Here is a 20,319-nt window from a genome sequence, read left to right as displayed (position 1 = left end):
CCGTGCGGGCGCGCCTTGCCATCCATGACCCAACCGTCAGCGAGGATTTGGGGCGATGCGCATACTTTGGACCTTGCCCTACCTGCCCTGGCCAACCACCAGTGGCAGCAAGACCCGGCAATACCACCTGCTGCGCGAACTAGCGCAGCGTGGTCACCGGATTACCTTGTTGGTGCAGTCCAAGGTGCCCCTCGGCGACGCCGCCCGCACTGCCCTTGAACCGCTGCTCGAGCGGCTGATCGTGCTGCCCAGGCGCGCGCTGCACAGCCCGCTCAACCTGCTTGCCTCACCGATCATCGATTACCCCATGCGGGCGATCATCCATGGCCTGGCACCTGCCCTGCGTCATCAATTCGAACAACTGCTGGACGAACCCTGGGATGTGATCCAGATCGAGCACAGCTACAGTTTTCAGCCTTTCGAAAAAGCCCTGCAGGCCCGCGGCCTGCCCTACATGCTCAGCGAACACACGCTCGAGTCAGTGATGGGCGCAGCCTGTCACGACCGTCTGCCGCTGTGGCTGCGGCCTCTGAACGCCTTCGACCGCTGGCGCTACCGGCGCTGGGAGCAGCGGGTGCTGCGCCAGCCCACAGCGGTGGTAGCAGTAAGCCCGCACGATGCCGAGCTGATCAGCCAGATCAGCGGCAGGCCGGTCGATGTCGTGGTCAACGGCGTTGATTGCGACTACTTCGAACAGGTGCGCCCCGCCACGCACAGTCAGCGCCTGCTGTTTGTCGGCAATTTCGAGTACGGCGCCAACCTCGAGGCTATCGAGTGGGCGCTGGAAGAAATCCTGCCGCAGGTCTGGCAGAGCAACCCCGCCGTGCGCCTGGCGATTGCCGGGCATGCCCTGCCAGCGAGCTGGAAGCTGCACTGGAACGACCCGCGCATCGAATGGATCGGCTACCGCCCCGACCTGCGCGAACTGCAGCGCCGCTCCGCGCTGTTTTTTGCCCCGCTACGGTATGCCGGCGGCTCCAAAGTGAAGATTCTCGAAGCCATGGCGGCCGGCCTGCCGGTGATCACTACCAGCAAGGGTGTGTCGGGACTGGCGGTCAACAACGGCGAGCATTATCTGGGCAGCGATGACAGCGGACAGTTGGCGTTGCAGATCACCCAGTTGCTCAATCAGCCGTGGCGGATGTGTCAGCTCGGCGAAAGCGGCCGCCAGTTCACCCGCCAGCGGCATGACTGGAGCGTCGTCGCGCAGCAGCTGGAGAACGTACACACGCGCTTGACCCAGACGCTGCCAAGCACCGCCCCAGCGCCAGCGGCGGTGATTCTGAGGCGCTCAGCCAAGTAGTTCGCTTAGGGGAATGAAATTGACGTTGTCGCCCTGTTGCGGGGTGCTGCCTTCGCGCACTTCGACCAGACCTTCAGCCCACGCCGCGCTGCGCAGCACACCCGAACTCTGGTTCTTGTAAATGCGCACGCGGCCGTCTTCGATACGGGCGCGCAGGTACTCGCGGCGCGTCCCGGCCTTGGGCCAATCGAACCCGGCCGGCACGCTGAACTGCAGCGGTGTGACAGTTGCCACGCCCTGGCGACGCAATAGATAAGGTCGCGTCAGCAGGCCAAAGGTGACCAGGGTCGAGGCCGGATTGCCAGGCAAGCCGATCACCGGCACACCGCGATAATGGCCAAAGGTAAGCGGTTTGCCGGGTTTGATCGCCAGCTTCCACAGCGCCAGCTCGCCGGCTTCACGCAGGGCGATGCCGAGATAATCAGCCTCGCCTACCGAAACCCCGCCTGTCGAAAGAATCAGATCAACGTCAGCCAACCGCGCCAGGCAGTCGCGGGTCAGTTGCAGGTCGTCAGCCAGGATACCGGCATCAACCACTTCGCAGCCCAGCCGCTGCAGCCAACTGGCGAGCAGGCGACGATTACTGTTGTAGATCTGCCCCGGCCCCAGGGGCAAACCCGGCTCGACCAGTTCGTCACCGGTCGACAGCAGCGCCACGCGCACCTTGCGCACCACTTCAAGGCGCGCATGGCCAAGCGTCGCCGCCAGGCCAAGTTCAATCGGCCCAAGCCGAGTGCCAGCGCTCATGACCTGCTCGCCAACGCGGGTTTCCTGGCCCTGCGGGCGAATATTCTGGCCCACCCGCAACGGCTCGCTGAAGGTTACCCGGCCGTCATCCAGCACTTGGGCGTTTTCCTGCATTTCGACACAGTCGGCGCCCTCGGGTAGCGGCGCGCCGGTGAAAATCCGCGCACAGGACCCGGCCTGGAGCGGCTGCGGCGCATGCCCTGCAAAGATCCGCTGGCTGACCGCCAGCGGCTCGCCGTGCCAGTCGGCCAGGCGCAGGGCGTAGCCGTCCATGGCGCTGTTCGGCCAGGGCGGCAGGTCCAGGGCGGCCACCAGCTCGGTGGCCAGCACGCGACCTTCAGCGTCCGCCAAGGCAACCCACTCGGTGTCCTTGATTGGCGCAGCTTCGGCCAAGGCCAGCAGACGTTGCAGGGCCTCTTCGACCGGCATCAATGGCCGGCTCGGGGCGGGTTCAACCACGGCTGTCACAGGCCGCTGCCTGCTTCAGATGAGGGACAAAGTTGCACGGGCGATGACGCGCGTCGAGCTGTTCGGCAAGAATGCCGTCCCAGCCGGTGCGCACGGCATTGGTCGAACCCGGCAGGCAGCACACCAGCGTGCCATTGGCCAGACCAGCCAAGGCCCGGGACTGGACGGTCGAGGTGCCGATGTCGGCAAGCGATATCTGCCGGAACAATTCGCCAAAGCCATCGACCTGTTTATCCAGCAGGCAGGCGACCGCCTCGGGCGTGCTGTCACGGCCGGTGAAGCCGGTACCGCCGGTGATCAACACCACCTGCACCTGGTCGTCAGCAATCCAAGTCGCAACCTGAGCGCGAATCCTGTACAGGTCATCCTTGAGCAGCACCCGCGCGGCCAATTGGTGACCAGCCTCGGTGAGACGGTCGACAAACACCTGGCCAGAGGTGTCGGTTTCAAAAGTGCGGGTATCGCTGACCGTGAGCACGGCAATGTTCAGCGGCACGAACGGGGTGTCTGCCTTGGCTTTCATAGGGGCTCCAGCGCAGGGAAGGAAGAAGATGGCGCCTGTTATATCACAGCCCGCACAGCGCCGAACGCGACGCTTGTTCTCGGTCAATGTCAGCCTGCTGTGACTATGCTGCACTGGCTGAGGAACTTGCGCGGACACACCGCGTCATAAAACCATCAAGCACCATCGACAGGAGAGACACGATGATTCAACGGACCCTTCCCGCCTTTATTCTTGCACTTGGCCTCGGCGCCCTCGCTGGCTGTGCCTCGCCAACGGTGATCACCTTGAACGACGGCCGCGAAATTCAAGCGGTAGACACCCCAAGCTATGACGAAGATGCCGGCTTCTACGAATTCGAGCAGCTCGACGGCAAGCGCGCCCGGATCAACAAAGACCAGATCCGCACGGTCAAAGAGCTCTGATCTGAGCTTGGTATCCAAGGCCGCCCGCGCACCCTGTGCAGGGGCGGCCTTTTGTCACTTGGATCTGTAACCTGGATCACACCCCCAGTTGCGCCGTGACCTGGCCCAACTGCCCGGACAACCCATGCAAGCGCTGCCCAGCCTGCTCGGTATGCTCGACCGCCTGCTGATTGGCCGTGGCGATGCGAGTGATTTCGATCAAGTTGCGCGAGATGTCCTCGGCCACGCTGGTCTGTTCCTCGGCTGCCGTTGCAATCTGCCGATTCATATCGCGAATCGCCTCGACCGCCTGGGTAATCCGCTGCAGCATCTGCCCCGCATGCTGGACTTGTTCGGCGCCCTCCTCGCTGCGCCGCTGGCCGCTCTCGATAGCCTTGACCGCCTCCACCGCTCCTGACTGCACCGCGTCGATGATCTGATTGATCTCGGCAATCGAAGCCGCAGTGCGCTGGGCCAGGCTGCGTACTTCATCGGCCACCACGGCAAATCCGCGCCCGGCCTCTCCGGCACGAGCCGCTTCAATCGCGGCGTTGAGTGCCAGCAGGTTGGTCTGTTCGGCAATCCCGCGGATGACTTCAAGCACTTTGCCAATACGCGTGCTGTCGTGCTCCAGGTCGCGAATCACTGCAGCGGTACCGGCAATCTCGCGGTTGACCCCGGCAATGGTGTCGATGGTTGCCTGCATCACCTGCTCGCCCGCCTGGGCACTGTGATCGGCATCGTCGGCAGCGTGGGCGGCCTGGGCAGCATGGCGCGCGACATCCTGCGCAGTCGCCGACATTTCATGCATGGCCGTGGCCACCTGATCGGTGCGCTGGAACTGATCCTGGGTGCCCCGCGCCATGTCGCCGGCAAGGTTGCGCAGCTGGCCACTGGCGCCTTCCAGTTCTTCGGCGTTGTCCTTGAGCCGACCGATGGTCTCGGCAAGAAAATCACGCAAGGTATTGGCCGCACGCGCCAGGCGCCCGAGCTCATCTTTACGGCGATCATCAACACGGGCGGCGAAACGTCCTTGGCTGAGCTGAGCCACATAGTCGATCAACTGGCGGATTGGCTCGATCAGGCTGCGGTTTACCAGCCACAGGCTGAGCAACCCCACCAATATGGCTGAGCCAAGCATGACCAGCAGACCGATCCACACGGTACGCTGGGCGCTGTCATTGATCATCGCCGCACGCTCGCGGGCCTCACTGCGCAGTTGCTCAACCAACGCGCTCATCTGCTCACTGGCGGCGCGGTCGACACCCTTGACTGCAGCATCGCCTGCCACCGGGTCGCCGCCGGCGGCCAGAAACGCCTCACGCCCTTTGCTGTAGGCCTGGCCCAACTGGCGATGGCTGTCGCGCAGCTGGCGCAGTGGCGCCGTCAGCTCGCCATCGCTGTCTGCCAGCAACTGCGCCAGCAGGGTCTGCACCTGCTGCTCGCGGCTCTGAAACTGTTGCCAGTACTTGTCCAGCTCGGCCGGTTGGCGGCCGCGCAGCAGCACGTTCTTCCACTCCTGCACCTGGATCTTGAATTGCAGATTGGCCTCGTCGATCAACTGTGACGCGCGCAATGGCCCATCGACCAGCTCGGCATAGCTGCGCACGCTGGACGACAGGAACTGGAAGCAAACCAGCGCGATCAGCAGCATGGCGATCAGGCTGCCGCCCAGCAGAGAGAGAATTTGCACGCGAAGGGATGTACGCAACATGCGGGTCTCGAGAACAAGGAGAGAAGAAAACGGCGCTGCAGGCAGCACCACGACAGACATCCATGTCCTCGTTCGCAGGGCAAAAAAAAGCTGCCATCAGTCGATAGCAGCCAGGTCGAGCACTTACGCTGAGGCAGATAGTCTCAGGCCATTGCTACAGAAATGTGACAGATCAGCGACGTGCCTCCAATTTCAGCTCGAGGTGAACTGCAACTGCGCCAACCGCGCATATAGTGGGCTTTCTTCGATCAACTGGCGATGGCTGCCCACCGCCACGATCTGGCCCTTGTCGATCACTGCGATACGATCAGCATGCTGCACGGTGGCCAAGCGGTGCGCGATCACCAGGGTGGTACGGCCCGCCATCAGCGCGGGCAGCGCCTGCTGGATCAGGTGCTCGCTCTGGGCGTCGAGGGCACTGGTGGCTTCGTCGAGCAACAGGATCGGCGCATCCACCAGCAGCGCCCGGGCAATCGCCAGGCGCTGGCGTTGACCACCGGACAAGCCGACCCCGCCTTCCCCAAGCAAGGTCTGATAACCCTGCGGCAGCTGCTGGATAAACTCCTCGGCATGCGCCCCGCGGGCCGCGGCCTGCACCTCGGCGAAGCTGGCATCGGGGCGGCCATAGCGAATATTGGCCTCAACCGAGCCGCGAAACAGCGCAGGGTTCTGCGCCACCATCGCGAACTGGCTACGCAACAACAGTGGGTCGAGACTGGTCAATGCCTGGCCATCGAGGAGGATGCTGCCTTGTTGCGGGTCATAGAAACGCAGCAACAGGTCAAACAACGTCGACTTGCCGGCGCCGGACGGACCAACCAGCGCCAAGGTCTGGCCCGGTTCGATCAGCAAGCTAAGGCCATCGAGCGCCGCCACGGTCGGCCGCGACGGGTAGGCAAAGCGCACCTCGCGCAGCTCGATGCGACCGCTGGCGCGCGTGTCAGCCAGGCCCGCGCTCAGCGCCGGCGGCAGGATCGTACTCTGCGCTGCCAGCAACTCGGCGATCCGCTCTGCCGCCCCAGCCGCCCGTTGCAGCTCGCCGATCACCTCGCTGAGGGTGCCAAACGCGCTGCCGACGATCAGGCTGTAGAACACGAATGCGGCCAGCTCGCCACCGGTGATACGCCCGGCGATCACATCCATGCCGCCCACCCAGAGCATTACCCCGACAGCGCCGAGCACCAGCACGATGACCAGCGTGATCAGCCAGGCCCGCTGGGCAATCCGCTGCCGCGCCACATCAAAGGCCGCCTCGACCGTGTCGGCAAACCGTTCACGGTCGAGGTTTTGGTGGTTGTAGGCCTGCACGGTCTTGATCTGGCCGAGGGTCTCTGCGACATAACTGCCGACATCGGCGACCCGGTCCTGGCTCTGCCGCGACAGGCTACGCACCCGTCGGCCAAACAACAGGATCGGCGCCAGCACCAGCGGCAGTGCCAGCACGACGATGCTGGTGAGCTTGGGGTTGGTGATGAACAGCAACACCACGCCACCAATCACCATCAAGGCGTTGCGCAGGAACATCGACAACGACGAGCCGATCACCGATTGCAACAAGGTGGTGTCAGCGGTCAGCCGCGACTGGATTTCCGAACTGCGGTTGTCCTCGAAAAAGCCCGGATGCAGACCGACCAGGTGATCGAACACGGCGCGGCGGATATCGGCCACGCAGCGCTCGCCGATCCACGACACGAGGTAGAAGCGACTGAACGTGCCGATCGCCAGTGCCAGCACCAGCAACATGAACAAGCCGAGGGTCTGGTTGAGCTGGTGCGCAGAACCGGTCATGAAGCCTTGATCGACCAGCAGGCGAATGCCCTGGCCCATCGACAAAGTGATCGCAGCGGTGACGACCAGCGCGAGCAGTGCCAGTACCGCCTGCTTGCGGTAGGGACGCAGAAACCGCCAGCTGAGGCGCAAGGCGCGGCGCTGACGTGAGGAGACAGGTTCGGTCATGACTCAGATCATTCAGGCGAAGAAGCAGCAAGCCTACCATCCATCTGCACAGGCTGAACTTTGCAGCGGTTGTCAGGATCGCAGAAAAGGACATGCCATTGGCCAGCACAGCAGAGCACAGTAGCAATAGCTTATGGTTCTAAAGTGGTAGTGGAGCTTTGCCGAGCTTTCTGTTGGACTAGAGCAGTCGTGGCGGCACAGACAATGTCATACGCCAGTCACGACCCGTGGATAGGCTTGGTTTGAACCTGATGAGGAGACAGCACATGCAGCAACACAGTGAAACGCTCGCCAACCAGCAAGCGCAACCGCAGCCGATTTGCGGTTCGATCATCGACGACCAGGGCCGCGAAGTGGCAATTACCCCTGAGATGATCAAACAAGCGTGTGAAGAGCTGGAAAAGAGCCGAGTGGCGCTTGCCGAGAAGAATTGATTTGATCACAGCAGCGCGGCGCTCAGTTAGCTAATTGGAGCGCTGCGCGGGCTGGATTGGGGCCGCCAAGCGGCCCCTGCTTTACTACACGACTGGCTAAACCAGCACCGCCCCCAGCGCACTGATCATCTGCGCCAACTGCGCCGACTCGCCGCGCACCTTCACTGCCAACCCTTCGATTTCCCTGCGCACCGGGTAATGCTTGCGCAGCAGGTCAAAGGTTGCTCGCTGTTCGATCGGATCCTCGCTCAAGCTACGGCGCATGTCGGCATCGTCGCGGCGCGGGTCGTAGACTGCTCGGCAGACCGTCGCCAAGGCCAAGGCCGGATCACTGGCCGCATTCAGCTCTATCTGGACCAGGTCGCGTTCCGGCAGCAGATCGGCCAACTGCACAGGCGCCGGCACGCCGCGCCACTGGCAAAATGCCTGATAGATCTGCGCCGTACCGCGCTGCTTGCCGTCGAGGCTGTAACCGGCAATGTGCGGCGTCGCCAGCGTGCACAGGTCGGCCAGTTGCAGGTCAACCTGAGGTTCACCCTCCCACACATCCAGGACCGCGTGCAGATCGTCGCGCTGCAGCAGCAACTCACGCAGCGCCTGGTTATCCACCACCGGCCCGCGACTGGCGTTGATCAGCCACGCGCCCGGGCGTAACCGCGCCAGTTGCGGGGCGCCGAGCAAGTGCCAGGTGGGGTGTTCGCCGCCGCGCTGCAGCGGGGTATGCAGGCTGATCACATCACACTGCTCGAGAACGTGATCGAGGCTGACGAAATCGCCGCCTTCCGCCGCCTGTCGCAGTGGGTCACACACCAGTACTTTCCAGCCCAGGCCATGCAGCACCCGCACCAGACGCTCACCAACCTGCCCGGCACCGACCACGCCATAGACCCGCTCGGCGAGGTTTTCACCCTCGAGCTCGGCCAGGGTCAGCAAGCTGCCCAACACATAGTCGACCACGCCACGGGCATTGCAGCCAGGGGCGCTGCTCCAGCGGATACCGGCCTCGGCGAAGTAGTCCAGATCCAGGTGATCGGTGCCGATGGTGCAGGTACCGACAAAGCCGACCTTGCTGCCTTGCAGCAGTTGCCGATTGACATCGGTTACCGAGCGCACCAGCAGCACGTCGGCATCTTGTACGCACTGAGCATCGATGCTGCGGCCAGGGTAGCGGCGGATCTCGCCGAAACCGGCAAAAAACGCGTCGAGCAGCGGGATGTTTTCGTCGGCAACTATCAGCATGGCGCTCTCCTGTCAGGGGTCCGCAGTGTAGGCCCTGCGCCGGGCGCGATCCAGCGCGGCTCAATCGGCCTTCTTGCGAATCCAATACAGATAAGTGCCAGCCTGTTCCTGCTGCTCAAGCAACTGATGGCCGAGGAAGGTGCAGAACTTGGGGATGTCACGCTGGGTCGACGGGTCGGTGGCGATGACCTTGAGCAGGCCGCCGGCAGCCAGTGCGCGAACCTGTTGATGCAGCATCATCACTGGCTCCGGGCAGTTCAGGCCGCTGGCGTCGAGGACGGCGTCGGGGGTGTAATCGGTCATGGGCTACTCCGTGAATGGCCGACCATTGTCGCTCAAGCCCGCCCCCAGAACCATCCTCGACGCCTTTTCGGCGAATTAGCCGCAGCTCCCCAGCGCAGCCTGCAAGGCCTCGGCAAAGCGCTGCGCGACCTCGTCGACCTGCTCGGCACTGATGATCAGTGGCGGCAGGAAGCGCACCACCGCGCCATGCCGACCGCCGAGTTCGAGAATCAAACCGCGCTTGAGGCACTCGCGCTGCACCTTCGGCGCCAGCTCGCGGGCCACCGGCGGATGCCCGCAGGTGTCGAGTGGCCCATTCGGCTCGACCAACTCGACGCCCAGCATCAGGCCACGCCCGCGGATATCGCCAAGCTGCGGGTAGCTGCGCTGCAACTGCTGCAGGTGGCCACGCAGGCGTTGGCCCATGGCCTCGGCGTGGTCTGCCAGGCGATGCTCGAGCAAATAGTCGATGACTGCCGAGCCCGCCGCCATGGCCATCTGATTACCACGGAAGGTGCCGGCATGGGCGCCCGGTTTCCACGTGTCGAGCCAGTCGCGATAGACCACCACGGCCAACGGCAGGCTGCCACCAATCGCCTTGGACAGGGTCACCACGTCGGGCACGATGCCGGCATGTTCAAAGGCAAACATCTTGCCGGTGCGGGCAAAGCCGCTCTGGATCTCGTCGACGATCAACGCCACGCCGACCTGCTCGGTGATGCGCCGCACGCCCTGCAGCCATTCGATATCGGCCGGGATCACGCCGCCCTCGCCCTGTACCACTTCAAGGATCACCGCTGCCGGCAGCGGCACGCCGCCCTCCGGGTCGAGCAGCAGATTCTCCAGATAATGCAGGTTGGCGCGCACGCCTGCGGCACCGCCGAGGCCAAACGGGCAACGGTAGTCATACGGATACGGCATGAACTGCACACCGTTGCCCAGCAACGCGCCCAGCGGTTGCTTGGGCCCGACGCTGCCCATCAAACTCAGCGCCCCCTGCGACATGCCGTGGTAGGCACCCTGGAACGCCAACACCGTGCTGCGACCGGTCGCCGTGCGCACCAGTTTCAGCGCAGCTTCCACCGCGTCGGTGCCGGTCGGGCCACAGAACTGGACCTTCGCCTCACGCCGCAAGGCTTCGGGCAGAATGGCAAACAGGTCCTGGACAAAGCGGTCCTTCACCGGTGTGGTCAGGTCGAGCGTATGCAGGGGCAGTTCATCGGCCAGCACACGCTGGATCGCCGCCACCACCACCGGGTGATTGTGGCCCAGCGCCAGGGTACCGGCCCCGGCCAGGCAGTCGATGAACTGCCGCCCTTCGACGTCCTCGACATAGATCCCGCGGGCGCGCTTGAGCGCCAGCGGAATCCGCCGCGGATAGCTGCGCGCATTGGACTCCTGTTGCTGCTGGCGCAGCAGCAACGGTGATTCGGCGAATTCATATAACGGCTGCGGCGTGGCAAGCGGCAGGATCTGGGCAAGGCTGGAAGCGGTCGACATTGAAGAGTCCCTTGCAAGCGAAAGGTGGCATCGCTTGAAATACGCTTCAGCCCGGCACGGATTTACAAACATTTTGCGCTTGGGCCTACCCAGGCCAAGGCGCCGCCGGCAAACTCAGTTGTCCGCCCGAGTCGGCACCTGCAGCCAAGCCCGCAAACCATCGCTGCGGCTGTCAAAGCGCAGGCTGCCGGCACAGCGCTGGACAATCGCCTGCACGATCGCCAGGCCCAGGCCGCAACCGCCACTCTGGCTGTTGCGCCAGAAACGCTCGGTCATATGCTGCAAATCGCCTGCGCTGATGCCCGGGCCATGGTCACGCACCAGGAACCCAGCCTGGCCGTCGGCCATCTGCACTTCCAGCTCCACGGCGGCATCACCGCCATGGCGCAGTGCGTTGTCGAGCAGGTTGCGCAACGCCGCCACCGCCAGCGGGCCGGGCATGCTCAGGTAAACCTCGGTGGCATCCTGCGGCAGGCGTACGGTGATCCGCCGACTGTCACCGGCGCCGACATCCTGCACGGCCTGGCGCGCCACTTGCTCGGCAGTGCACTGCACCCCGTCGTCAAACGACAGGCTGCCCTCGACCCGCGCCAGCATCAGCAACTGCTCAAGGGTGCGATGCATGCGGTCGGTGCCCTGCTCGGCGTGCTCGAGTGCCTGCTCGCGTACCGCGCCGTCGGTCATGCGTGCCACCTGCAGGTGCGTCTTGATCGCGGTCAGCGGGCTGCGCAGCTCATGGGCAGCGTCGTCGGTCAGGCGCCGCTCGCGCTCAAGGGTCTGGGCGATGCGCTGGAACAGCTGATTCTGGGTTTCCACCAACGGCTGCAGTTCACTCGGTATGCCACTGACCTGCAGCGGCTCGACGCTGTCGACACGACGCTTGCGCAACGCATCGCGGATCCGATTGATCGGCTCAAGCCCTTTGCCCAGACCGATCCACAACAAGCCCAGGCTGCCCAGCAAGGCCATCAGCACCGGTGCCGAAGCCGCCAGCAGGATCGATTGATTGAGCGCCTCGCGCTCTTGATGGCGGTCCGCCGTGGTGATGCGGATATCACCGCGGTGGTAGGTGAACGTGCGCCAGCTTGCACCGTCGATGGTCTGGTCACGAAAGCCGCTGTACTGGTCGTCCATGGTGCCTTCGTGCTTGTGGTTGCTGGCGATGATCTCGCCGCGCAGCGAGCTGACCTGGCAGGCCATGCCATCCGGCACGCTGAGCTGATCAGCGGCAAAGCGAGTTTCTTCACCCTTGCCCGCCAGGGGCTGGGGCAACTGGTCGATCAGCCCGGCAACCATCCGCGCGGAGGCCACCAGGCGCTGGTCAAGGGAGAACATCATCTGCTGACGCAGGTCGCGCAGCATCCAGGCGGCGGCAAGCGCCCAGATGACGATGAAGGCGCTGCCCAGAATCAGCGACAGGCGCACACGCAGGCTCATGGTGCGGGCACCTGCGCCGGGCCCAGCCGATAGCCGAGGCCGCGCACGGTCTCGACGATGCCGTTGCCCAGCTTGCGCCGCAGGTGATGGATATGCACGTTGAGGGCATTGCTCTCGACTTCATCGCTGAAGCCGTAGACGCAGTCTTTGAGTTGTTCACTGGAGAGCACCCGCCCCTTGTTCTGCAGCAGTGCCTGCAGGAGCGCCTGTTCACGCCGGGACAAGTCAACAGGCTGGTCGCCCAGATAGGCTTCGCAGCTACTCGGGTCGTAGCGCAGCGGCCCGTGCTCGATCATGTTCACGGCGCGCCCGGCCATGCGCCGCAGCAAGGTGTGCAGGCGCGCCGCCAGCTCGCGCAGGTCGAACGGCTTGAGCAGGTAGTCGTCGGCGCCCGCCTCTAGGCCGGCAACGCGATCGGTGATCGCATCGCGGGCGGTCAGTACCAGCACCGGCAAGCTCTCGCCCTGCTGGCGCAGCCGCCGTAGCAACTTGAGGCCGTCTTCGTCAGGCAAGCCAAGATCGAGAATCATCACGTCGAACTGTGCCGCCTGCAGCAGCGCGCGGGCGGCCGAGGCACTGGCAACCCGATCCACGGTCAGGCCCTGGGCGGTAAGCCCGGCGCAGATGCCGCTGGCGATCAGGTCGTCGTCCTCGCAGAGCAGTACGTGCATGGTCAATCTCCAATAGGCGATGAGCTATTGCGCCATGGCCTGATTAAGTCAGGATTATGGACTGTGCGGCTGGATTAGTCGCCTGCGCCTGGCTGTAGGACGACCCGTGTAGGGCTGGGTTAACCCTCGGTTAATCAGGCCGATCCAGCATGGCCATTCTTCTGCACTGCCAAGGCCCAGACATGCGCGTTTTTCTGTTGCTGCTGACATTCTTCATGAGCGGGCCATTGCTGGCCAATCCATTCGAGGTCAAGCCTGACTTTCTCCCGGTGGAACAGGCGTTCATGCTCACCCACGAGCGCTTGCCGTCAGGCGAACTGCGCGTGCAGTTTCAAATCAAGGACGGCTATTACCTGTACCAGAAGCGGCTGAAATTCGACGGCCTGGATGCAACGCAGCACCCGCCGCTGCCAGCGGCACTCAACCATCACGATGAATTCTTCGGTGACAGTGCGGTGTACCGCAGCGAGCTTGAGCTGCTCATCCCGGCGACAGCCAGTGGCCAGCTGCGGCTGGGCTGGCAGGGCTGTGCCGACGCCGGCCTGTGTTACCCGCCGCAAACCACCGTTATCGACCTTGGCGGCAGCACGCCTGCTACGAGCGCAGACCAGGCGGATGACCAGGCGCTGGCAAGTGATCTGCAACAGGGCCAGTTGGCCTGGGGCCTGCTGGCATTCTTTGGCCTGGGTCTGCTGCTGGCCTTTACCCCCTGCTCGCTGCCCATGCTGCCGATCCTGGCTGGACTGGTGTTGGGCAACGGCGCCAGCGCTCGCCGCGGCTGGCTGCTGGCGGGCGTCTATGTACTGAGCATGGCTCTGGTCTACGCCGCACTGGGTGTGATCGCCGCACTGCTGGGCGCCAGCTTGCAAGCCTGGCTGCAGCAACCATGGTTGCTCGGCAGCCTGGCGGGGCTGTTCATTTTGCTGGCGCTGCCAATGTTCGGCGCCTTCGAGCTGCAATTGCCTGTCGCCGTGCGCGACCGCCTCGACCGGGCCGGCCAGGGCACCCGCGGTGGCAACCTGTACGGTGCAGCCCTGCTCGGTGCGTTGTCCGGGCTGTTGATGGGCCCATGCATGACCGCGCCGCTGGCCGGTGCACTGCTGTATATCGCGCAGAGCGGCGATGTCGTGCAAGGCGCTCTGGTGCTGTTCAGCCTTGGCCTGGGGATGGGCGTGCCACTGCTGTTGCTGGTCACCCTCGGTAACCGCTTCCTGCCGCGCCCCGGCGCCTGGATGAACCGGGTCAAGGGCCTGTTTGGCTTTGTCTTCCTGGCCATGGCCCTGTACACCCTCCGCGGCTTGCTGCCAGCGCCGCTGCTGCTGGGTCTGGCCGGCAGCTGGCTAATTGCCCTGGCCTGGGCCGCCTGGCCCGCCCTGCAACGCTTGCCGGCGCTGCGCGTGCTGCCGCTGCTCGGCGCGCTGTGGGGTGGCCTGCTGCTGGTGGGCGCCGCTGCTGGTGGCAGCGAGTTATGGCAGCCGCTGCATCCGTTTACCGCCGGTGCGCCGAGCTCAGCGGGTAAAACCGAAGACGCCTTCATCACCGTCAGCCAGCCGCAGGACCTGCAACGCGAGCTGCAAGCCGCCAAGGCCCGTGGCCAGTGGGTGCTGGTCGACTACTATGCCGACTGGTGCGTGTCGTGCAAGGTCATGGAAAAACAGGTATTCGCCCGCGCTGATGTACAAGCCAGCCTAGCCGGCGTGCACCTGCTAAGGCTGGATGTCACCGCTGACTCGCAAGCCAGTCGCGAGTTGCTGCAACACTACAAGGTACCGGGCCCACCCAGCCTGATCTGGGTCGGCCCAGAGGGTGACGAACGCCGTCCACGGCGCATCACCGGTGAAGTCGACGCGGCGACATTCTTGCAACACTGGGCACAGACAAGGAGCCAAGGCTGATGCTGAGCGTGACCCTCGGGCCATTGACCATGGCCCTGAACCATCTGCTGATGCTGGCGGCGCTGGCGATTGCCTGCGTGGTTGGCTGGGCCGTCGCCCGACGTGGTGGCCAGAGCCCGGAGTCGGCACTATTCAACCTGTTCTTGCTGGGGGTACTGGGTGCACGCGTGACCTTCGTGCTTGCCTACTGGCCGATGTACCGCGATGAGCTGCTGCAGATCATCGATATCCGCGATGGCGGCTTCTTGCTCTGGGGCGGCTTGCTGGCGATCGTGCTCGGCACCCTCTGGCAGGGCTGGCGCCAACCCGGGCTGCGCCGGCCGCTGGGCTGGGCGTTGGCCAGCGGCGGTGTGTTCTGGGTGCTGGCCAGCCTGGGCAGCCACCTGTACAGCAAGGGCACCGAACTGCCGCAGCTGGCCTTGCGCACCGCCAGTGGCCAGTCGATGGCGCTGCACGACTACCGCGGCAAGCCACTTGTGATCAATATCTGGGCGACCTGGTGCCCGCCTTGCCGGCGCGAGATGCCGGTGCTGCAACAGGCCCAGCACGAATACCCACACGTGACCTTCCTGTTCGTCAACCAAGGGGAAACCCCGGAAAACGTCAGCACCTTTCTTGCTACCACCGGCCTCAGCCTGACCCATGTGCTGTTCGACGGCGCTGGCCAACTGGCCCAACGGGTCGGTTCGATGGCCTTGCCCACCACCCTGTTCTACAGCGCCGACGGCAGGCTGGTCGGCAGCCACCTGGGCGAGCTGTCCCGGGCCAGCCTGAGCCACGCGCTGCAATCATTCGAGCGGGACGATGTGCCCGCCTCCGCTGCAAAAGGAAATTGACATGCGTTTGACCGCACTCCTGCCATTGACCCTCGCTCTGCTCGCCGCGCCCTTGCTGCAGGCCGAAGAACTGCCAAAAGCCATCCAGCAACTGCAGGCCAAGGGCGCCGTGATCAAGGGCAGCTTCGCCGCTCCAGACGGTATGCGTGGCTACGCAGCCGAGTACCAGAACAACGGTATTGCCCTGTATCTCACACCAGACGGCAAGCATGTGCTGGTCGGCAGCCTGTTTGACGAGCAAGGCCAGGATCTGAGCGCTGAACCACTGGAAAAACTGGTCTATGCGCCGATGAGCAAGGCGATCTGGGCAAAGCTGGAAAAATCGGCGTGGATCGCCGACGGCAAGGCCGATGCACCGCGCACGGTGTATCTGTTCAGCGACCCGAACTGCCCCTACTGCAACATGTTCTGGCAGCAGGCACGGCCGTGGGTCGAGTCTGGCAAGGTGCAGCTGCGGCACATCATGGTCGGCATCATTCGTGAAGACAGCCCCGGCAAATCGGCAGCCCTGCTGGCCGCCAAGGACCCGGCCAAAGCACTGCTGCAACACGAGAGCGCAGGCAAGGCCAGCACCCTCAAGGCGCTGGACAAGATCCCCGAGAACATCCAGCAACAGCTCGACAGCAACCTGGTGGTGATGGAAGAACTCGGCCTATCGGCAACCCCGGCGATCTTCTACCAGGACGCGCAAGGCCGCCTGCAAAGTCAGCAAGGCGCACCACGGCCGGACAAGCTCGGCGAAATTCTCGGCAAGCGTTGATCCCGGCAGAGCCTCAGCCGCGCGTGTTGCGCGGTTTGAGGTCAAGCCGGCGCAAATGGCAGGTGACTTCTTCGCGGTCGTGATAGAGCTGCTTGCAGGCGATCGAGACCCTGACCTTGCGCTCCTTGAAGCCCGCTTCGATGCGGTCCAGCAGGCGCCGGACTTCGGCGTAGCGCTGCTTCATCGGCAATTTGAGGTTGACCACCGCCTCACGGCACAAGCCCTCGCCCAGCCACGTCTCGATCAAGGCCGCACTGCGCGCAGGCTTTTCGACGATGTCGCAGACCATCCAGTCCACGGTGTGCTTGGGCTTCCAGGTGAAGCCATCGGCCATCAGGTGCTGCACCAGGCCGGTATCCATCAAGCTTTCGGCCATCGGCCCGTTGTCGATCGCGGTAACCAGCATGCCGCGCTTGACCAGCTGATAGGTCCAGCCACCCGGTGAGGCACCCAGGTCGACACCGGTCATGTCATCCTGCAAACGCTCTTCCCACTGATCGCGCGGGATGAACTGATGCCACGCCTCTTCCAGCTTGAGGGTCGAACGGCTGGGCGCCTCGCGGGGGAATTTAAGGCGCGGAATACCCATCGGCCACAGCGCCGAGTTGTCTGCTTCGGCAAGGCCGACAAACACCCGTCGACCACTGATGAAGCTCAACAACAGGCGCGGCCGCTGAGCGTCTTCGACCAACCGGCCAGCCTTCTCCAAAGCCTTGCGCAACGGCCCTTCGAACTTGCGGCAGAACGTCGACAGCTCTTTGCCGTCATTGGTATCAAGCACCTCCAGCCACAGGCTGCCGGCGACCGGCAGTGCCGCCAGATGCTCGAGCAACACGCTGATGCGGTCGGTTTCGGGCAACTCGACAAATTCACCGCGCGCCCATTGGCGAGGGAAGATCAGTTTGTCGAAGCGCAGTTCACGCATCAGGCGCTCGGCGGCACCCGGCTCGCTGCAGACGAACTCGGCACTGGCGCTCTGCGCTTTACCTTTGGCATAGCCGGCCACCCCAAGCTGAGCGGCGTGTTCGCTGATTTCGGCGCAGACCTCGCCTTCGAAACCAGGCCGGCAATGCATGAACAGGGTATTCATTTGTCACTCCACATCGCTGACGGCGATCGTCAGCCTTGATCCAGCGCACAACACGCACCGGCACGGCGGCGATGATAAAGGAAGATCGGAACCAGCGACATGCCCCGCCTGTCCAGTACAGGGTCATGGCCGCAATTTCGGCCTAACCTGACTACTCAGCCAGGTCCGTGCCGTGCGGACCTACTCAGAGCGGTGACACCGGCATTCACGAGAGGCCGGGCACCGGCGCAAAGGAGTTGGCAATGCCCTCGCTCGATAGCCTGAACACCCTCAAGACCCTGCAGGTAGGCGACCGCGCCTATCAATACTTCAGCCTCGACGAAGCCGCACAGCAGCTAGGCGACCTGCAACGCCTGCCAATGTCGCTCAAGGTTCTGCTGGAAAACCTGTTGCGCTGGGAGGACGGCAAGACCGTCACCGGCACCGACCTCAAGGCGCTGGCGCAATGGCTGGACACGCGCAGCTCCGACCGCGAGATCCAGTACCGCCCGGCCCGGGTATTGATGCAGGATTTTACCGGCGTACCGGCCGTGGTCGACCTGGCAGCCATGCGCGCGGCGATGGCCAAGGCCGGTGGTGACCCGCAGCGGATCAATCCGCTGTCGCCGGTGGACCTGGTCATCGACCACTCGGTGATGGTCGACCGCTACGCCAGCGCCGATGCATTCGAAGAAAACGTCGATATCGAAATGCAACGCAACGGCGAGCGCTATGCCTTCCTGCGCTGGGGCCAGAATGCGTTCGATAATTTCAGTGTGGTGCCACCGGGTACCGGCATCTGCCACCAGGTCAACCTGGAATACCTCGGCCGCACCGTCTGGACCCGCGAGGAAGACGGCAAGGTCTACGCATTCCCCGACACCCTGGTCGGCACCGATTCGCACACGACCATGATCAACGGCCTCGGTGTGCTTGGCTGGGGCGTGGGCGGCATCGAGGCGGAGGCAGCCATGCTTGGCCAGCCAGTGTCGATGCTGATCCCTGAAGTGATCGGCTTCAAGCTGACCGGCAAGCTGCGCGAGGGCATCACTGCAACCGACCTGGTCCTTACCGTCACGCAGATGCTGCGCAAGAAGGGCGTGGTCGGCAAGTTCGTCGAGTTTTATGGCGACGGCCTTGCCGAATTGCCCTTGGCCGACCGCGCGACGCTGGCCAACATGGCACCGGAATATGGCGCCACCTGCGGTTTCTTCCCAGTGGACCAGGTGACCCTCGACTACCTGCGCCTGTCAGGCCGGCCGCAAGCCACGGTCGACCTGGTCGAAGCCTATTGCAAGGCCCAGGGCCTATGGCGTATGCCAGGCCAGGAGCCGCTGTTCAGCGACAGCCTGGGGCTCGACATGGACACCGTGGAAGCCAGCCTGGCCGGCCCGAAACGGCCGCAGGACAGGGTCGCTTTGGGTCAGGTCAGCCAAGCCTTCGATGACTTCCTCAAGCTGCAGGTCAAACCTGCCGCCAAGGAAGTCGGCCGGCTCGAAAGCGAAGGTGGTGGTGGCGTTGCAGTGGGCAATGCCGACCAGACCGGGCAGATCGACTACAGCCACGAGGGCCAGAACTACACCCTGCGCGACGGCGCGGTGGTGATTGCCGCGATCACCTCCTGCACCAACACCTCCAACCCCAGCGTGATGATGGCCGCCGGCCTGGTGGCGAAGAAGGCGATCGAGAAGGGTTTGAGCCGCAAGCCTTGGGTCAAGAGCTCGCTGGCGCCTGGGTCCAAAGTCGTCACCGATTACTACAATGCTGCCGGCCTCACCCCATATCTCGACCAACTGGGTTTTGCCCTGGTCGGCTACGGCTGCACCACCTGCATCGGTAACTCCGGGCCGCTCGATGAAGCTATTGAAACGGCCATCGGCACCGCTGACCTGAGCGTCGCCTCGGTGCTCTCGGGCAACCGCAACTTTGAAGGCCGGGTGCACCCCCTGGTCAAGACCAACTGGCTGGCCTCGCCACCCTTGGTGGTGGCTTACGCGCTGGCTGGCAGTGTGCGCGTCGACCTTACCCAAGAGCCTCTGGGTGTCGGCAAAGATGGCCAGCCGGTGTACCTGCGCGACATCTGGCCGAGCCAGCAGGAAATCGCCGATGCGGTAGCCAAGGTCGATACCGCGATGTTCCACAAGGAATACGCCGAAGTATTCGCCGGCGATGAACAATGGCAGGCCATCGAAGTGCCCCAAGCGGCAACCTATGTCTGGCAGGCTGACTCGACCTATATTCAGCACCCGCCATTCTTCGAGGACATCGGCGGGGCGCTGCCCGAGATCGCTGATATTCAGCAGGCCCGTGTGTTGGCGTTGCTCGGAGACTCGGTCACCACTGACCACATCTCCCCTGCCGGCAACATCAAGGCTGACAGCCCTGCCGGTCGCTATCTGCGCGACAAAGGCGTGCAGCCCAAAGACTTCAACTCCTATGGCTCGCGCCGCGGCAACCATGAGGTAATGATGCGCGGCACCTTCGCCAACATCCGCATTCGCAACGAGATGCTCGGCGGCGAAGAAGGCGGCAACACCGTGCATATACCCAGCGGCGAAAAACTCTCGATCTATGATGCCGCCATGCGCTATCAGGCCGAAGGTACCCCGCTGGTGGTGATCGCCGGGCAGGAGTACGGCACTGGCTCGAGCCGCGACTGGGCAGCCAAGGGCACCAACCTGCTTGGGGTCAAAGCCGTGCTGGCCGAGAGCTTCGAACGCATTCACCGCTCGAACCTGATCGGCATGGGCGTGCTGGCGTTGCAGTTCATGGCCGGTGACAGCCGCAAGACGCTGAACCTGATCGGCACTGAACGCATTGACATCCTCGGCTTGAGCGACGCGCAGATCCGCCCGGGCATGACCCTGACCCTGCGCATCCACCGTGAACACGGCGAGCAACAGGACATCCAGGTGCTGTGCCGGATCGACACCCTCAACGAGGTCGAGTACTTCAAGGCAGGCGGCATTCTGCACTATGTGCTGCGGCAACTGATCGCCAGCTGATCGCCATCTCATCAACCAAGGGGCGCACTGCGCCCCTTCCCTCACCCGCCGCTGGTTAAATAATCATTCAATAAAACCGCAGCCATGCCGATAGCCA

Annotated in this window: 17 protein-coding genes and 1 pseudogene; 7 read left to right on the top strand and 11 right to left on the bottom strand. The window is 63.9% G+C overall.

The features are described from left to right. Window positions 1-55 precede the first annotated feature (55 nt). The gene (locus tag FW789_RS01850; RefSeq protein ID WP_411562806.1) at window positions 56-1,303 is read left to right on the top strand and encodes a glycosyltransferase family 4 protein; all 1,248 of its coding nucleotides are present in this window, start codon (window positions 56-58) and stop codon (window positions 1,301-1,303) included. Here the strand turns inward: FW789_RS01850 and FW789_RS01845 are convergent. Continuing rightward, window positions 1,292-2,479 carry a molybdopterin molybdotransferase MoeA gene (locus FW789_RS01845; protein WP_103438038.1) on the bottom strand — a complete coding sequence of 396 codons (1,188 nt, stop codon included), beginning with the start codon at window positions 2,477-2,479 and terminating at the stop codon, window positions 1,292-1,294. The genes FW789_RS01850 and FW789_RS01845 overlap by 12 nt on opposite strands. A 22-nt stretch (window positions 2,480-2,501) precedes the next feature. Next, the gene (moaB, locus tag FW789_RS01840) at window positions 2,502-3,041 is read right to left on the bottom strand and encodes a molybdenum cofactor biosynthesis protein B (RefSeq protein WP_103438039.1); all 540 of its coding nucleotides are present in this window, start codon (window positions 3,039-3,041) and stop codon (window positions 2,502-2,504) included. A 182-nt stretch (window positions 3,042-3,223) separates the two neighbouring features. On the opposite strand from moaB, the gene FW789_RS01835 reads away from it, so the two are divergent. After that, a complete protein-coding gene (locus tag FW789_RS01835) occupies window positions 3,224-3,445 on the top strand; it encodes a YgdI/YgdR family lipoprotein (protein ID WP_103438040.1) in 222 nt (73 codons plus the stop codon). A 76-nt stretch (window positions 3,446-3,521) separates the two neighbouring features. Here the strand turns inward: FW789_RS01835 and FW789_RS01830 are convergent, their stop codons facing one another. From FW789_RS01830 to FW789_RS01820, 3 genes and pseudogenes are all read right to left on the bottom strand, one after another. Further along, window positions 3,522-4,226, bottom strand: a complete 705-nt coding sequence (locus FW789_RS01830) for a methyl-accepting chemotaxis protein (RefSeq protein ID WP_411563179.1) — start codon at window positions 4,224-4,226, stop codon at window positions 3,522-3,524. Between the two features lie 228 nt (window positions 4,227-4,454). Continuing rightward, window positions 4,455-4,565: pseudogene (locus FW789_RS01825) on the bottom strand (hypothetical protein); the annotation flags it as partial. A 765-nt stretch (window positions 4,566-5,330) separates the two neighbouring features. Continuing rightward, window positions 5,331-7,094, bottom strand: a complete 1,764-nt coding sequence (locus FW789_RS01820; RefSeq protein ID WP_186699573.1) for an ABC transporter transmembrane domain-containing protein — start codon at window positions 7,092-7,094, stop codon at window positions 5,331-5,333. A gap of 266 nt (window positions 7,095-7,360) precedes the next feature. Between FW789_RS01820 and FW789_RS01815 the strand changes: the two genes are divergently transcribed. Then, window positions 7,361-7,528, top strand: coding sequence for a PA1571 family protein (locus tag FW789_RS01815; RefSeq protein ID WP_181003811.1), 168 nt, complete (start codon window positions 7,361-7,363; stop codon window positions 7,526-7,528). Window positions 7,529-7,624: 96 nt separating this feature from the next. On the opposite strand, the gene pdxB is transcribed toward FW789_RS01815, so the two are convergent. The 5 genes from pdxB to FW789_RS01790 form a co-directional block, all read right to left on the bottom strand. Then, window positions 7,625-8,767, bottom strand: a complete 1,143-nt coding sequence (gene pdxB, locus FW789_RS01810) for a 4-phosphoerythronate dehydrogenase PdxB (RefSeq protein ID WP_207072983.1) — start codon at window positions 8,765-8,767, stop codon at window positions 7,625-7,627. A 60-nt stretch (window positions 8,768-8,827) separates the two neighbouring features. Continuing rightward, window positions 8,828-9,070 (bottom strand): sulfurtransferase TusA, encoded by a 243-nt coding sequence (gene tusA / locus FW789_RS01805; RefSeq protein WP_101321253.1) that lies wholly within the window; start codon window positions 9,068-9,070, stop codon window positions 8,828-8,830. 75 nt (window positions 9,071-9,145) lie between these two features. Further along, window positions 9,146-10,549: an aspartate aminotransferase family protein gene (locus FW789_RS01800; protein WP_103438044.1), complete on the bottom strand. Its 1,404-nt coding sequence runs from the start codon at window positions 10,547-10,549 to the stop codon at window positions 9,146-9,148. Between the two features lie 114 nt (window positions 10,550-10,663). After that, the gene (locus FW789_RS01795; protein WP_446430807.1) at window positions 10,664-11,986 is read right to left on the bottom strand and encodes an ATP-binding protein; all 1,323 of its coding nucleotides are present in this window, start codon (window positions 11,984-11,986) and stop codon (window positions 10,664-10,666) included. Beyond that, window positions 11,983-12,657 carry a response regulator gene (locus tag FW789_RS01790; RefSeq protein ID WP_101321259.1) on the bottom strand — a complete coding sequence of 225 codons (675 nt, stop codon included), beginning with the start codon at window positions 12,655-12,657 and terminating at the stop codon, window positions 11,983-11,985. The genes FW789_RS01795 and FW789_RS01790 overlap by 4 nt, the downstream gene beginning before the upstream one ends. 182 nt (window positions 12,658-12,839) lie before the next feature. Here FW789_RS01790 and dsbD point away from each other — a divergent pair, with 182 nt between their 5' ends. The 3 genes from dsbD to dsbG are packed head-to-tail and all read left to right on the top strand — an operon-like array spanning window position 12,840 to window position 16,148. Continuing rightward, window positions 12,840-14,552, top strand: coding sequence for a protein-disulfide reductase DsbD (gene dsbD, locus FW789_RS01785; protein ID WP_186699581.1), 1,713 nt, complete (start codon window positions 12,840-12,842; stop codon window positions 14,550-14,552). Further along, window positions 14,552-15,388 (top strand): TlpA family protein disulfide reductase, encoded by an 837-nt coding sequence (locus FW789_RS01780; RefSeq protein WP_103438046.1) that lies wholly within the window; start codon window positions 14,552-14,554, stop codon window positions 15,386-15,388. Before dsbD ends, FW789_RS01780 begins: the two co-directional genes overlap by 1 nt. Before the next feature lies 1 nt (window position 15,389). Beyond that, window positions 15,390-16,148: a thiol:disulfide interchange protein DsbG gene (gene dsbG, locus FW789_RS01775; protein ID WP_186699583.1), complete on the top strand. Its 759-nt coding sequence runs from the start codon at window positions 15,390-15,392 to the stop codon at window positions 16,146-16,148. A 13-nt stretch (window positions 16,149-16,161) separates the two neighbouring features. On the opposite strand, the gene rlmM is transcribed toward dsbG, so the two are convergent. Further along, the gene (gene rlmM, locus FW789_RS01770; RefSeq protein ID WP_186699585.1) at window positions 16,162-17,238 is read right to left on the bottom strand and encodes a 23S rRNA (cytidine(2498)-2'-O)-methyltransferase RlmM; all 1,077 of its coding nucleotides are present in this window, start codon (window positions 17,236-17,238) and stop codon (window positions 16,162-16,164) included. A gap of 242 nt (window positions 17,239-17,480) precedes the next feature. On the opposite strand from rlmM, the gene acnA reads away from it, so the two are divergent. Next, entirely contained in the window at window positions 17,481-20,222 is a 2,742-nt protein-coding gene (acnA, locus tag FW789_RS01765) for an aconitate hydratase AcnA (protein ID WP_446430806.1), read from the top strand. Window positions 20,223-20,319 lie beyond the last annotated feature (97 nt).

It is taken from the genome of Pseudomonas sp. 1121_17, from assembly GCF_052850745.1.
This window is presented reverse-complemented; position numbering and strand designations above follow the sequence as displayed.

Excerpts from the sequence above, each read along its gene's own strand:
- FW789_RS01795 (WP_446430807.1), bottom strand. The coding sequence starts at position 11,986 with ATGAGCCTGCGTGTGCGCCTGTCGCTGATTCTGGGCAGCGCCTTCATC.
- FW789_RS01790 (WP_101321259.1), bottom strand. The coding sequence starts at position 12,657 with ATGCACGTACTGCTCTGCGAGGACGACGACCTGATCGCCAGCGGCATC.
- FW789_RS01835 (WP_103438040.1), top strand. The coding sequence starts at position 3,224 with ATGATTCAACGGACCCTTCCCGCCTTTATTCTTGCACTTGGCCTCGGC.
- FW789_RS01815 (WP_181003811.1), top strand. The coding sequence starts at position 7,361 with ATGCAGCAACACAGTGAAACGCTCGCCAACCAGCAAGCGCAACCGCAG.
- acnA (WP_446430806.1), top strand. The coding sequence starts at position 17,481 with ATGCCCTCGCTCGATAGCCTGAACACCCTCAAGACCCTGCAGGTAGGC.
- FW789_RS01820 (WP_186699573.1), bottom strand. The coding sequence starts at position 7,094 with ATGACCGAACCTGTCTCCTCACGTCAGCGCCGCGCCTTGCGCCTCAGC.
- FW789_RS01845 (WP_103438038.1), bottom strand. The coding sequence starts at position 2,479 with ATGCCGGTCGAAGAGGCCCTGCAACGTCTGCTGGCCTTGGCCGAAGCT.
- rlmM (WP_186699585.1), bottom strand. The coding sequence starts at position 17,238 with ATGAATACCCTGTTCATGCATTGCCGGCCTGGTTTCGAAGGCGAGGTC.
- dsbG (WP_186699583.1), top strand. The coding sequence starts at position 15,390 with ATGCGTTTGACCGCACTCCTGCCATTGACCCTCGCTCTGCTCGCCGCG.
- tusA (WP_101321253.1), bottom strand. The coding sequence starts at position 9,070 with ATGACCGATTACACCCCCGACGCCGTCCTCGACGCCAGCGGCCTGAAC.
- FW789_RS01780 (WP_103438046.1), top strand. The coding sequence starts at position 14,552 with ATGCTGAGCGTGACCCTCGGGCCATTGACCATGGCCCTGAACCATCTG.
- pdxB (WP_207072983.1), bottom strand. The coding sequence starts at position 8,767 with ATGCTGATAGTTGCCGACGAAAACATCCCGCTGCTCGACGCGTTTTTT.
- moaB (WP_103438039.1), bottom strand. The coding sequence starts at position 3,041 with ATGAAAGCCAAGGCAGACACCCCGTTCGTGCCGCTGAACATTGCCGTG.
- FW789_RS01850 (WP_411562806.1), top strand. The coding sequence starts at position 56 with ATGCGCATACTTTGGACCTTGCCCTACCTGCCCTGGCCAACCACCAGT.
- FW789_RS01830 (WP_411563179.1), bottom strand. The coding sequence starts at position 4,226 with ATGTCGGCGACTGCGCAGGATGTCGCGCGCCATGCTGCCCAGGCCGCC.
- dsbD (WP_186699581.1), top strand. The coding sequence starts at position 12,840 with ATGCGCGTTTTTCTGTTGCTGCTGACATTCTTCATGAGCGGGCCATTG.
- FW789_RS01800 (WP_103438044.1), bottom strand. The coding sequence starts at position 10,549 with ATGTCGACCGCTTCCAGCCTTGCCCAGATCCTGCCGCTTGCCACGCCG.